Here is an 11,110-nt window from a genome sequence, read left to right as displayed (position 1 = left end):
GTGCGGGTGGTCGTCCCACAGGCCTCCGACGGTCCCACTTCCTGTCCATCGGTCCTGCCGGATTAAGGGGACCGGAGCAGTGTCGCCATCGCCTCCGAAGAGTCCTACGACGGTCGGACCAAGACCTTCACCGATCCCCGTCTCTGCGCGGCCGTCGGCGACCGGCTCATCTTCAACGGCACGCTCATCGCGACGGGCACCGACTCCTACCGCCCTGCAGGCACTCGCGCGCGAGCAAGAACGCCGGCCGCGGCCCACAGGAGCCGCCCCGGTGAGTTGGGCGACCGCCGCCCTCGCAGGCGGCGGTCTCACCCGCTCATCCGGCCAACGTGCCCTGGTGGAAGTACATCCGCCAGCCCGTCTCGGACAGACGCCACACAGAGCTCCGCCATGCCCGACGGCCCTGGTTGTCGGCGAAGTACGTGAGATGAACGACACCCGGAGCAAGGACGGCTCCGGACATTTCACTGACCTTGACAGGAGACTCCGCGGACACCGAGCCGCTGCTCGTCACAGTCAGGACCGACTCCACATCCCACCTGCGTCCGGAAGCTCCGATCTCGGTGAACTCCGGATCCAGAAGCTCCAGGACACGGTCCGGCGAAGCGCGCACCTCGGGATCGAGAAGCCGCATCTCCCCATCGATGGCCGCTCGCACGGCCCGCTCACTCTCATCCGTCATGCAGGGACCCTACGATCGTTGCTTGCCAGGGCACAGCACATTGATCACGCGACGCGCCACGGCACGGCGGTGCCGTCACCACTCGCGAACGCGTGCCCATGGGTGATCAACAACCGCGTGCGGCTTGGACCGGCGGGGCCCATTTCAGACCACACCCCTGGCGGCCTGGCTCGCCTCAGTCGCACCCCTCCGGCGCTGCGGCCGTGCGCGCGCCGACCGGGCTCCTTTCAGCTGGCTCGCTGTCAGGTCCTATCCGATCAGGGTGTGCGTCAGCTTCATCAGGCGCTCGCGGGCCTTGGTGTCGTATGCCTGTTCATGGGCGCGAGCATCGGTGAACTGGTCGAAGTAGCGACCTGTAGTGGTGACGAGCTCCGGATCGAGGAGCAGGCGTACCGTCGGCCGGACTCCCTCGTCCGTGCTGGCGACGGGAGTGAGGCCGTACGCGCGGACGCCGTCCGTGTCCATCAGGTGGGCCGGGTGGAGGGCGTTCACCGTGACTCCGGTGCCCTGGAGCTCGGCAGCCAGCTCGAAGGTGGCCATGATCATCGCGAGCTTGCTTCGGCAGTAGGCGCGAAGACCCTCGTAGTCCCGCTCCAGCATGACATTGCCGAAATCGATGGTCTCCTGCCCTATCGAGGCGACGTTGACCACTCGGGCGGGAGCCGAGGCGGTGAGCAGGGGCAACAGATCCCGGGTGAGAGCGTAGGGGGCGAGGTGGTTCACGGCGAAGCGGAGCTCATGGCCCTGGCGGCTCACTTCGCGTGTGAGCGGTTCGGCGCCGCCCCCGGCCACCGCGTTGTTGATCAGGCCGTCGAGGTACGGCTCCGCCGCAAGGATCCGGTCGGCCATCGCATGCACCTCGTCCAGGTCGGACAGGTCGGCAAGGTACGTACGGACCGTGACGTCGGGGCAGGTGGCGCGTGCTTCGGTGGCCACGGCCTCCAGGCGAGTGCGGTTGCGCCCATGGAGCAGGACGGTGCCGCCACGTGAGGCGAGGTCAAGTGCCAGAGCGCGGCCCATGCCCTGAGTGGCGCCGGTGATCAAAGTGGTGCGAGGGGTCATGCCAGCCACCCTGACAGGACCCGGCGGCAGCCGCGAGTGTGTGCTGAACCTGGTGTCGTCACCACCAGGAACGCCACGCCACACCGGCCGGCTCGCCTGTTGATTCACAGGGCGCAGAACCAGTCATGGACCGCGGCGGTCCGGACGGTGACTCCGTAGGCCTGCCGCTGCCGGGTGTTCCGGCGTCGACGATGACCGGGGGCCTGCCCAGCAGCAGGCGGCCATTGCGCCCGTGCGCAGGCCGCCCGATGCGGTCAGCCGAAGAACGGGTCGTCCACCGCGTGGACCCAGCCGCCAACCGGCCGGCGTCGAAGGATCTCGGACCACGAAACCCTGCCCGGGCCCCAGACGCTGCAACACCGGGATCCAGGTGCGCCGTGAACCTCCCCAGTAGTGCAGGAAGACCAGCACCGGGCCGTCACCTTCGCGGACGTGGGCGTACATCTGGCCGCCCTGCACGTCGAAGAAGCGGCCCACCACATTCTGCGAAGCCATTGTCAGTTCCTCGTCCACGGCCGGGGTTCTCGGACCGCTCCACCGGTGTGTGGAGCCGGTTGTCTGCCGCTCGTCATTCGATCCTGCTCCCCAGCCTCCCTTCCAGGCCATGGCTGATATGCCAGCATGCGCATTTTTCGGGCCAAGCCGAGGAGCACGATCACCTCTCTGCCATCGCTCGAACTCGTGGCTGAGCTGGTAATACGTTGCATGGACCTTGGGCTCGAAGGTCAGGACAGCCACGCGCCCTCCCCTGCGAAATCGACCATGGCCGTAGCCTTACAGCCATGAACAAGCACCGCGTCACGGTTCTGGCGCTGGACGGTGTGTTGCCCATCGATCTGGGAATCCCCACGCAGATCTTCAATGCCCGCCCGGACACGCCGTACGAGCTCACCGTGTGCGGCGACACCGAGGAGAAGTGACCACCAGCGCGGGTTTCACCCTCGGACTGACCACGGGTCTCGAAGCGCTCGCCGACGCGGACACGATCATCGTCCCGGGCTTCGAGGACTACCGGCGCCCTCCGCACCCACGGGTGAGGGCCGCTCTCAAACTCGCCGGCCGCGCCGGGATCCGCATCGCCTCCATCTGCACCGGCGCCTTCGCCGTCGCTGCAGCCGGACTGCTCGACGGCCGCACCGTCACCACCCATTGGGCCAGCGCCGACGACCTCGAAGAGCTCTACCCCCGACTGCGTGTGGACCGCGATGTCCTCTACATCGACAATGACACCGTCCTGACCTCCGAGGGCGTCTTCGGCAACAGGTGAAACCCGGCGGCAGAGGGCCGCTCGACAATCATCCGACTGGCCGGACTCCCTGTCTCAGGGATCTTCCTCCAGCGCACAGGATGATCCCAACCAAACCGCCCCGACCAGATGTTCATCGGTCTTCCAGCTGCTCCGTGAGACGGGCGCCCCGCCGTCGGCACGTCGCCGGACTCCCGCAGCCGATGCCGGACAGGTCGATACACCGCATGCCCAGTCGGCGAGCACACTGGCCGGCTCAACGTCCGCACCCCGTCCGGTCCGCAGGGGGCTGACCGAATGAACCTCCGGGCGACACTGCTCCCGTGACCCCGCGCTCGACGGCATGACGCGATCGGACCCTGATCATGGGGCACGTTCCCCACCAGAAAGGTGACGTCCCCGATGCGTCGTTACCTGCTCGTCGCCGGAACCGCGGCGACTGCTCTTCTTGCCTCCCTCCCCCTGGCCATGGCCGCACCGCCCGCAAAGCGGGGCTCTGACCATCACCAGCCCTGGGTGGTGCGCTCCGCCGTACTGCGCGCCGACGCCAAGGAGTTCGCCTCCCTGTGCCGTACGCAGAAGGAAGGAGTGCCGGAGCACCGTACGTTCCAGCTCTTTCCCGGCACCCCAGGCATCACCGCGATGCGGGACTATTACCACAAGGACGCGGACGGCACGGTCTACTGGGACGGGTACGACCCGAAGAAGCCCGAGGACACGGTGTCCCTGTCCATCGCCGGAGCCTGCACGGGCGGCCCCGTCGCCCTCGACGGTGTCATCGAAGTCGGCACCAAGGACTACCTGTTCACCCCCCTGCCCAAGCGTCCGGGCGAGTACTGCCTGCAGGAGATCGACACGCTGAAGCTGCCCCCGAGCGGGCAGAAAGGCGACACCGTGACCCTGGGCTCGCAACCTCGCCGTCCCGGGCAAGTGGACAAGACGCCCAAGGCCGACGCCAACAGCCCCGTCGCCATCGACGTCCTGGTCCCCTACACCCCCGCAGCCGTCACCGAGCTGGGCGGGGTGTCGGAGGTCGAGGCCCGGATCCGCTACGGGGCGAGCCAGCTCAACAAGGCTTTCGCCGTCAGCCATGTGCCGGCCAGCGTGCACGTCGTCCACTCCTACCAGACGTCTCCGTCCGGCGTGCTCAACGAGAACTCCAGCACCATGCTCAACAAGCTCAACAAACGAGCCGACCTGACGCTCGGCGCCACGGCCCACGCCTTGCGGGATGACTACGGCGCCGACCTGGTGGCCCTGCTCGCCTCCATCCCCGCCGAGAACAGCTCCGGCTCGGCCGACCTGCCGATCCCCGTGACCTCGGGGACCAGCGAGAGCGCCTATTCCGTCACCAGCGTCCTGTCGGTGAAGGACTGGGACAACCTGGGCCACGAGATCGGCCACAACCTCGGCATGCGGCACGACCGCAAGACCGTGATGAACAACGGGGAGACAGCGCCGGGCCCGAACGACACCAACTTCGGCTGGATCACGTCCGACAACAAGTTCCACACGCTGATGGCCTACAACACGCCCTGTCTGCCCGCCTGCAAGGTCATCAACCAGTACTCCAACACCGTCAACAAGACGACCGACGGCAAGGCCCTCGGCGACGCGAAGAACAACAACGCCGCCATCGCCCAGCTGGCCACCCCGCTCGTGTCCGCCTACCGCGCCACGAAGGCGACCAATCGGCACACCCTCACGATGTCGGTCTCCCCGGCGGGCGGCGGCAGCATCACGGTCAGTGAGTTCGGCCCCTACGACCCCGGCACGCAGGTGACCCTCACCGCCCACCCGGCGGCCGGCTACGTGTTCGCGGGCTGGGAGGTCGACGGCGTGAAGCAGACGGACACCACGGTCGACTACCAGATCACCATGGACAAGAGCCGCAGCGTCGTCGCACTCTTCAACAAGGCTTCGTGAGCCCACGCCCGCCCCACCACCCCTGACCGGCGGGCCTCCCCCGAGCAGCCGTGGGGCGGGGGGGGGCCGGCCCCCCGCGCCCGGCCCCCCCGGGGGGGGGGGGGGCCCCCCCCCCGGGCGGGGCCCCCCCCCCCCCCCCCCCCCCCCCGCCCGGGGGCCCCCCCCCCCCCCGGCGGGGGGCGGGGGGCGCCCCGCCCCACGGCGCCGGACCCGACGGCTGTGACGGGAGCCGCCCGCCCGGGTCGGACCCGCAGCCGGCAGCCGCGGCCCGGGGAGGGCGAACCTCGGGCGACCAGCGGGCGTGTACCGCCGGCCGTGGGAGGCCCGGGGAGCGGACGGCACCATGTCGCCCGGCCGGCGCAGGGACCGGTCCGCGCCGTCACCGGGCGGCTGTCCGGTCATGGGAAAGCCGTCCGGTCATCGGGTGCCTCCCCGGTGCCGTCCAGGCGGGCCGGACCGGCAGGGACGAGCGGACGAGTGGTCAGCTCGCGGCGGCAGCCATGGCAGCACGCTCCTCGCCCCTGCGCCGGGCCCGCTTGCCGTACAGGGCCGTCCACAGGGCGAGGGCGCCGAGGACCCCGTAGATCAGGACCGGGCTCAGGGCCACCATGGTGCCGGTGCTCAACAGGTAGGACAGCGCGATGCGGACCACGGCCTCCAGGCAGTAGGCGATGCCCCAGACCGCGGTCATGGTCCTCATGGTCGTGCGGAACCCCTCGAACTGCCACAGGCCGTTCCACCATGCGGTGCTCTGTGGCGTCCCGTCGGTGGCGAACTTGCGGCCGAAGTAGAACATCAGCGGGCGCGGCGCCGCCAGTGTCACCAGACACAACAGACCGAAAAGCCCCGTGACACCCGAGTCCTTGATCAGCAGAGCGCGGGCCGAGTGCGCACCGAAGAGGGAGACCGCGGCCGTGATCACGAGAAAGACCAGGGTGACGATGGCGAACTCGTCGAGCCGCCGCCGCCATACGAGGTGCACGGCGCTGTCGAGCACCGGCCAGGCACTGCTCACCAGCAGCGCGGAGAACTCACTCCAGCCATGGTCGTGGAGCGCGTTGTACGTGAAGATCGGAGCGGCGACGTTCAGTCCGATGGTGAGGAACCAACCGCCGATGGCGGCGCCTCTGGACCGGGCGGGCGGGGCCGGGCGCCCGTCGGCCGATGCGTCCGGTGTGCCGGCTGCGTTTTCTGCAGCCTGCGTCGTCGTGGTGTCCTGAGCGGGCACGGTGTTCCCCCTGAAAGTACCTGAGAGAGTCTCAAGTGGTGGTGGATGGCTGGAAATGCCTGGTGAGCACTTAAGGAAAAGGTAAAGCAGGTGCGCGCCGAGGAGGCCGGCCCCCATGTCAAATGATCACCAAAACTGTCCGGAATGACTGGTTCCGGGACGGGGGTGGGGCCGGGATGCAGGCCGGTCCGGACTCTGCCAGGCAGCACAACGCCGAGCAGAGTTGCGCATATGGCCCGTGCCCCCGAGCAGCGGGCCGCGCCGCCGCGCCCCTTCGGGATCATGCGATCGGCCACCGTCGTTCAGGTGGTCGTCGGCCCCGAGGCGGACAGCATCGCCGCCGAGATCGAGAACCTCCGCGGACGGACTCCGCCTGGCCCATCAAGTCCCTCTCTCCCCCGATGTGCCCGGTCCGGGGGCACACGGCCGGGAACAGCGGGGAACCACCGCACCCGGACCAGACCGCACGCCCAAGGCCCCGACGCCTACGTGTCCTTGCTCACCACCTTCGTCGCGGATACCGGGGGCACTCGGGACGCCCCGGCACGACCCGCCCCACGCCGCCGGACTGGACCCGGCAGGTTCGTGCGGCGCACCGGCCGCGGCGGTCAGGGAGCGTCACCGGTCCAGTCGAAGCGGCTCGGGTCGCCGGGGCGCGGGTCATACAGCGCCCGCCCGCCGGCGCCGAACCGCCCCAGCTCAGTGCCGAGGACGACGCCGGATCCGATCGCGTCCCGCCCCCGGCCGGTGACGTCGAGCAGCAGGCCGTCCAGCGGCCCGCCGACCAGTTCGGCGTAGCGTCTGCCCGGCACCGGGCCGGGGTGGTCGTGGTCGGCGCCGTAGACCCGGCCGCGCAGCAACTGCTCGTCATCACGGTCCATCCGTCCAGCCTCGCAGCCACCACTGACAGCGCGGGCCGGCGGTGGCACAGCGTACTCAGCGGCCCGCGGCCGCAAAGCCCCGTGCCACCGCAGCGCGACGGGGCAGGATCCCGCGGACGGCCGCTAGCCGGCGAACGGCAGGGTGAGCCGCTGCCCCGGGCGGATCACATCGGGATCCGGGCCGATGACGTTCACGTTGGCGTCGTACAGCCGCTGCCAACCGCCGGGCACCCCGGCCTGCCGCGCGACGCCGGACAGCGTGTCACCGCCGCGCACGATGTACGACGTGCCGGGGACAGCCGGCTTGCTGCGTTGACCGGTACTGCCGCGTGGGCGGGACTTGGGCGTGGTGCGCCGGAGTCCGCCGGAACGCCTGACCGGCTCGCTCTGCCCGCCGCCCCCCGTGAGGTGTGCCCGCACCGCGCACACCGGCCATGCTCCCGGCCCCTGCCGGGCAAGCACCGCCTGCGCCACAGTGATCTGCTCGGCCCGGCTCGCCACATCGGCCCGAGGCGCGTACGCCAGCCCGCCGTACGCCGCCCAGGTCGACTGGCTCAGCTGCAGACCACCGTAGTAGCCGTTTCCGGTGTTGATGCTCCAGTTGCCGCCGCTTTCGCAGTGGGCGACCCGGTCCCAGGCTGCACCGGAGGCCGCCTCTCCGGCGCCCGGGGCGAGGAGCGGCAGGACGATGCCGAAGCCGGCGGCGGAGAGGGCGGTACGGAGCGACGGCAGGAGCCTTGTCGGTGCGGTGCGGCGGTAGGGCGGTCGTGCGGCCATAGGCCTTCCTCTCCACTGCGGTTTCCGCCCGCCGGTGATGCGGCGGGCTGCAGGCAGTACGGCAGTGATCCCCTGCCGCTCACAAGGCGCGAACAGTTCGCGGAGCGTCGTGCGCCGACACGCGCCACCGCGCACAATGCTGACAACCCGTCAACTAAAGGCCGGTCCGGGCACACAAGTGGGCATGGACGCACGGAGGACGGGCGGCGCGGCCCGGGGGAGGCGGCCGCCCCCTGCGAAGGCAGCCCGCAGGGCGGCGCACGTCTACGGCGGGGATCCGGAAGCGCTCCGCTCAGGTGCGGCGGCCGGGATGGCACCCTCGCAGTACCGGGCACTGCAGCAAGGGGACCAGGAGGCGCGCACGATCACCGGCCGCGCCAAGATCCGCGTCTTGGACAACACGGACGGACGGGCTAAGGGGCGCCCGGCAGCTTGATCTGACAGAGCATCAGATCGGCGGACGACGGTGCAGGAGCAGCGTCCAGCGCGGGAAGACCTGGACCCGTCTGCCGCTCGGCTGATGTTCCGCGTGCGGGCGGCGACGGCCGTGATGTCCTGTGGGTGGGCGGCATCGCCGGGGCCATTGTCAGTGGTGGGCGGCATGATTCCGGGCATGACGACTTCTGCAGCAGTGATCGTGGATGCCGCCGCCTATGCGCAGGCGGTCAAGGAGGCCGTGGGTGCGGCGGCCGACTATTACGCGGGGGGCACCTCCCCGCTGGACGACGACGCCTACGACCTGCTGGTGCGCGGGATCGCCGCGTGGGAGGCCGGGCACCCGGATCAGGTGCTGCCCGAGTCCCCCACCGGGAAGGTCGCCGGTGGCGCGGTCGAGGGCGACGTGCCGCACACGGTCCCGATGCTCAGCCTCGACAACGTGTTCTCCGCAGAGGAATTCACGGCTTGGACCGCGTCTTTGGCCCACCGCCTCGGGCATGAGGTCACACGGTTCAGCGTGGGACCGAAGCTGGACGGGCTGGCGCTCGCCGCCCGCTACCGAGGCGGCCGCCTCACCCAGCTGATCACCCGCGGGGACGGAACGGCCGGAGAGGACGTCACACACGCGATCGGCACCATAGAAGGGCTTCCCGGGACACTGGCCGAGCCGGTCACCGTGGAGGTGCGCGGCGAAGTCCTCATGACGAACGCCCAGTTCGAGCACGCCAACGAGGTGCGCACGGCCCACGGCGGACAGCCCTTCGCCAACCCGCGCAACGCGGCTGCCGGCACCCTGCGGGCCAAAGAGCGCGCCTACACCGTCCCGATGACGTTCTTCGGCTACGGCCTGCTGCCGCTGCCCGGCACCACTGCAGCCCTCGCCGAGCGACTGACCGCCTCCGCGCACAGCGACCTGATGCAACTGGCCGCCGAGTTCGGCGTGCACACCAGCGCACGGACCGCTGTCCCCGAGGTCGTGGCCGACTCCCCCGAGCGGGTCCTGGCCCACGTCCAGGAGATCGCCACCGCCCGTGCCGGCCTGCCGTTCGGCATCGACGGCATCGTCATCAAGGCCGACCTCGCCGCGGACCAGCAGGCAGCCGGGTCCGGCTCCCGCGCACCACGGTGGGCGATCGCCTACAAGCTGCCGGCCGTGGAGAAGATCACGCGGCTGCTGGAGGTTGAGTGGAACGTCGGCCGGACCGGCATCATCGCCCCGCGCGCGGTCCTGGAACCGGTCGTGATCGACGGCTCCACCATCACCTACGCCACCCTGCACAACCCGGCCGACATCACCCGCCGCGGCCTCCTCCTGGGCGACCACGTCATGGTCCACCGCGCCGGAGACGTCATCCCCCGCATCGAGGCCCCCGTCACCCACCTGCGCACAGGCGACGAAACATCCATCGCCTTCCCCGACGAGTGTCCACGCTGCGGCTCCGGGATCGACACGAGCGAGGAACGCTGGCGGTGCACGCAGGGCCGCAACTGCCACCTGGTCGCCTCCCTCGCCTACGCCTCAGGCCGCGACCAGCTCGACATAGAGGGCCTGGGGACCACCCGCGTCGTCCAGCTCGTCGACGCGGGCCTGGTCACCGATCTCGCCGACCTGTTCACCCTGGAACGCGAACAGCTGCTCGATCTGGAGAGGATGGGCGCGACCAGCACCGACAACCTCCTCACGGCGATCGCGAAGGCCAAGGAACAGCCGCTGTCGCGGGTGCTGTGCGCGCTCGGTGTCCGCGGCACGGGCCGGTCCATGTCCCGCCGCATCGCCCGGTACTTCGCCACCATGGACCATGTCCGCGCCGCCGACGCAGAAGCGATGCAGCAGGTCGAGGGCATCGGAATCGAGAAGGCCCCCTCCATCGTCGCGGAGCTTGCGGAACTGGCCCCACTCATCGACAAGCTCATCGCCGCCGGAGTCAACATGACCGAGCCCGGCGCCACCCCTCCCCCGGCCGACACCACCGCCCAGGACGGTACGGCCACCGCTCCTGCGCAGGCAGGCCCCCTGGCGGGGATGACCGTGGTGGTCACCGGTGCGATGACTGGCGACCTGGAGAAGCTCTCCCGCAACGAGATGAACGAACTCATCGAACGAGCCGGAGGACGCTCCTCCTCCAGCGTCTCGAAGAAGACCACCCTGGTCGTCGCGGGCGAAGGGGCGGGTTCCAAGCGCGTCAAGGCCGAGCAACTCGGCATCCGCCTCGCCACCCCGGACGAGTTCGCTGCCCTCGTCGCCGACCTCCTCGTCTGAGAGCGCGTGGGGTCCCGGCGGAAGGGTTTGGTCACGGGGCGAGGTCGTGGATGATTGCGGAGTGTTGGTCGGGATTGAAGCAGTGAGGCAGGCCTCGGTGCCGTCCGGGACGGTGCGTGCGCGCTCGGGCGTGGGTACCGCTGTGGTGCTGTGGCGGGGTGATGCAGGTGACGTGGGCCGTGAGCATCATGTCGAGTGGACTGTCGACGAGGACATGACGTGGGCCGACAACACGAAGCCGGCTGCTTCTCCCTCATACTCAGTGGCCGAGGAGGATGACCGGATCCTCTTGCGGGGCCGTCTGAGTGTGTCCGACGACTCAGCGGCCTTCCTGGAAGTGGCCGGCGCGCAGGTCGCCTTCGACCTCGCCGACCCGCTTCCACCAGACGGGGCTGACGGAACGTGGGTCGAGGTCCGCGTCAGACGGGGCAACGTCAGCCTGTGGCCCCAACAGGTCTGACGCGAGCGACCAGGCCCCGCCGGTGGTAAGGCATCCCGTCTGGTCGAGGGTCGATTCGCGGGTGAGTCTGTGGCTCGTCAGGTCAATCACGGCGAGACTGACCATGCCAGTGCTCACTGCGGCACAGGCTGGCTGGGCTGGGCTGGGTCA

At 69.9% G+C, this 11,110-nt stretch carries 10 protein-coding genes and 2 pseudogenes; 5 read left to right on the top strand and 7 right to left on the bottom strand.

What is annotated here, in order from left to right:
* Positions 1-69: 69 nt before the first annotated feature.
* Positions 70-255, top strand: a pseudogene (locus ACFZCP_RS39880) (AAA family ATPase); the annotation flags it as partial.
* 61 nt (positions 256-316) lie between these two features.
* Here ACFZCP_RS39880 and ACFZCP_RS39875 read toward each other — a convergent pair.
* The 3 genes and pseudogenes from ACFZCP_RS39875 to ACFZCP_RS39865 form a co-directional block, all read right to left on the bottom strand.
* Positions 317-658: a DUF4440 domain-containing protein gene (locus ACFZCP_RS39875; RefSeq protein ID WP_391439736.1), complete on the bottom strand. Its 342-nt coding sequence runs from the start codon at positions 656-658 to the stop codon at positions 317-319.
* A gap of 273 nt (positions 659-931) precedes the next feature.
* Positions 932-1,744 (bottom strand): SDR family NAD(P)-dependent oxidoreductase, encoded by an 813-nt coding sequence (locus ACFZCP_RS39870; RefSeq protein ID WP_391439732.1) that lies wholly within the window; start codon positions 1,742-1,744, stop codon positions 932-934.
* Between the two features lie 345 nt (positions 1,745-2,089).
* Positions 2,090-2,239, bottom strand: a pseudogene (locus ACFZCP_RS39865) (alpha/beta fold hydrolase); the annotation flags it as partial.
* 287 nt (positions 2,240-2,526) lie between these two features.
* Here ACFZCP_RS39865 and ACFZCP_RS39860 point away from each other — a divergent pair.
* From ACFZCP_RS39860 to ACFZCP_RS39850, 3 genes are all read left to right on the top strand, one after another.
* Positions 2,527-2,664: a hypothetical protein gene (locus tag ACFZCP_RS39860; RefSeq protein ID WP_391439727.1), complete on the top strand. Its 138-nt coding sequence runs from the start codon at positions 2,527-2,529 to the stop codon at positions 2,662-2,664.
* Positions 2,661-3,011: a DJ-1/PfpI family protein gene (locus ACFZCP_RS39855; RefSeq protein ID WP_391439723.1), complete on the top strand. Its 351-nt coding sequence runs from the start codon at positions 2,661-2,663 to the stop codon at positions 3,009-3,011. Before ACFZCP_RS39860 ends, ACFZCP_RS39855 begins: the two co-directional genes overlap by 4 nt.
* A 381-nt stretch (positions 3,012-3,392) precedes the next feature.
* Positions 3,393-4,916, top strand: a complete 1,524-nt coding sequence (locus ACFZCP_RS39850; RefSeq protein WP_391439718.1) for a reprolysin-like metallopeptidase — start codon at positions 3,393-3,395, stop codon at positions 4,914-4,916.
* 481 nt (positions 4,917-5,397) lie between these two features.
* Here ACFZCP_RS39850 and ACFZCP_RS39845 read toward each other — a convergent pair whose 3' ends face one another.
* From ACFZCP_RS39845 to ACFZCP_RS39835, 3 genes are all read right to left on the bottom strand, one after another.
* On the bottom strand, positions 5,398-6,144 hold the full coding sequence (locus ACFZCP_RS39845; protein ID WP_391439714.1) for a VC0807 family protein: 747 nt from the start codon (positions 6,142-6,144) through the stop codon (positions 5,398-5,400).
* A 608-nt stretch (positions 6,145-6,752) separates the two neighbouring features.
* Complete coding sequence (locus tag ACFZCP_RS39840; RefSeq protein ID WP_362698511.1) at positions 6,753-7,025, bottom strand: hypothetical protein; 273 nt, start codon at positions 7,023-7,025, stop codon at positions 6,753-6,755.
* Between the two features lie 123 nt (positions 7,026-7,148).
* Positions 7,149-7,802 carry a transglycosylase family protein gene (locus ACFZCP_RS39835; protein ID WP_391439707.1) on the bottom strand — a complete coding sequence of 218 codons (654 nt, stop codon included), beginning with the start codon at positions 7,800-7,802 and terminating at the stop codon, positions 7,149-7,151.
* 613 nt (positions 7,803-8,415) lie between these two features.
* Between ACFZCP_RS39835 and ligA the strand changes: the two genes are divergently transcribed.
* Entirely contained in the window at positions 8,416-10,500 is a 2,085-nt protein-coding gene (gene ligA / locus ACFZCP_RS39830; RefSeq protein WP_391439703.1) for an NAD-dependent DNA ligase LigA, read from the top strand.
* 319 nt (positions 10,501-10,819) lie between these two features.
* Here ligA and ACFZCP_RS39825 read toward each other — a convergent pair whose 3' ends face one another.
* Positions 10,820-11,065 (bottom strand): hypothetical protein, encoded by a 246-nt coding sequence (locus ACFZCP_RS39825; RefSeq protein ID WP_391439700.1) that lies wholly within the window; start codon positions 11,063-11,065, stop codon positions 10,820-10,822.
* Positions 11,066-11,110: the final 45 nt, after the last annotated feature.

The sequence above is a fragment of the Streptomyces sp. NPDC007971 genome (genome assembly GCF_042958635.1).
GTDB lineage: Bacteria > Actinomycetota > Actinomycetes > Streptomycetales > Streptomycetaceae > Streptomyces.
Note: the sequence above shows the minus strand (reverse complement) of the source record. Positions and strands in the feature narration are given on the sequence as shown.

What these genes read in the sequence shown, in the direction of transcription:
- ACFZCP_RS39835 (WP_391439707.1), bottom strand. Translation starts at nt 7,802, where the DNA reads ATGGCCGCACGACCGCCCTACCGCCGCACCGCACCGACAAGGCTCCTG.
- ligA (WP_391439703.1), top strand. Translation starts at nt 8,416, where the DNA reads ATGACGACTTCTGCAGCAGTGATCGTGGATGCCGCCGCCTATGCGCAG.
- ACFZCP_RS39825 (WP_391439700.1), bottom strand. Translation starts at nt 11,065, where the DNA reads ATGGTCAGTCTCGCCGTGATTGACCTGACGAGCCACAGACTCACCCGC.
- ACFZCP_RS39840 (WP_362698511.1), bottom strand. Translation starts at nt 7,025, where the DNA reads ATGGACCGTGATGACGAGCAGTTGCTGCGCGGCCGGGTCTACGGCGCC.
- ACFZCP_RS39870 (WP_391439732.1), bottom strand. Translation starts at nt 1,744, where the DNA reads ATGACCCCTCGCACCACTTTGATCACCGGCGCCACTCAGGGCATGGGC.
- ACFZCP_RS39860 (WP_391439727.1), top strand. Translation starts at nt 2,527, where the DNA reads ATGAACAAGCACCGCGTCACGGTTCTGGCGCTGGACGGTGTGTTGCCC.
- ACFZCP_RS39850 (WP_391439718.1), top strand. Translation starts at nt 3,393, where the DNA reads ATGCGTCGTTACCTGCTCGTCGCCGGAACCGCGGCGACTGCTCTTCTT.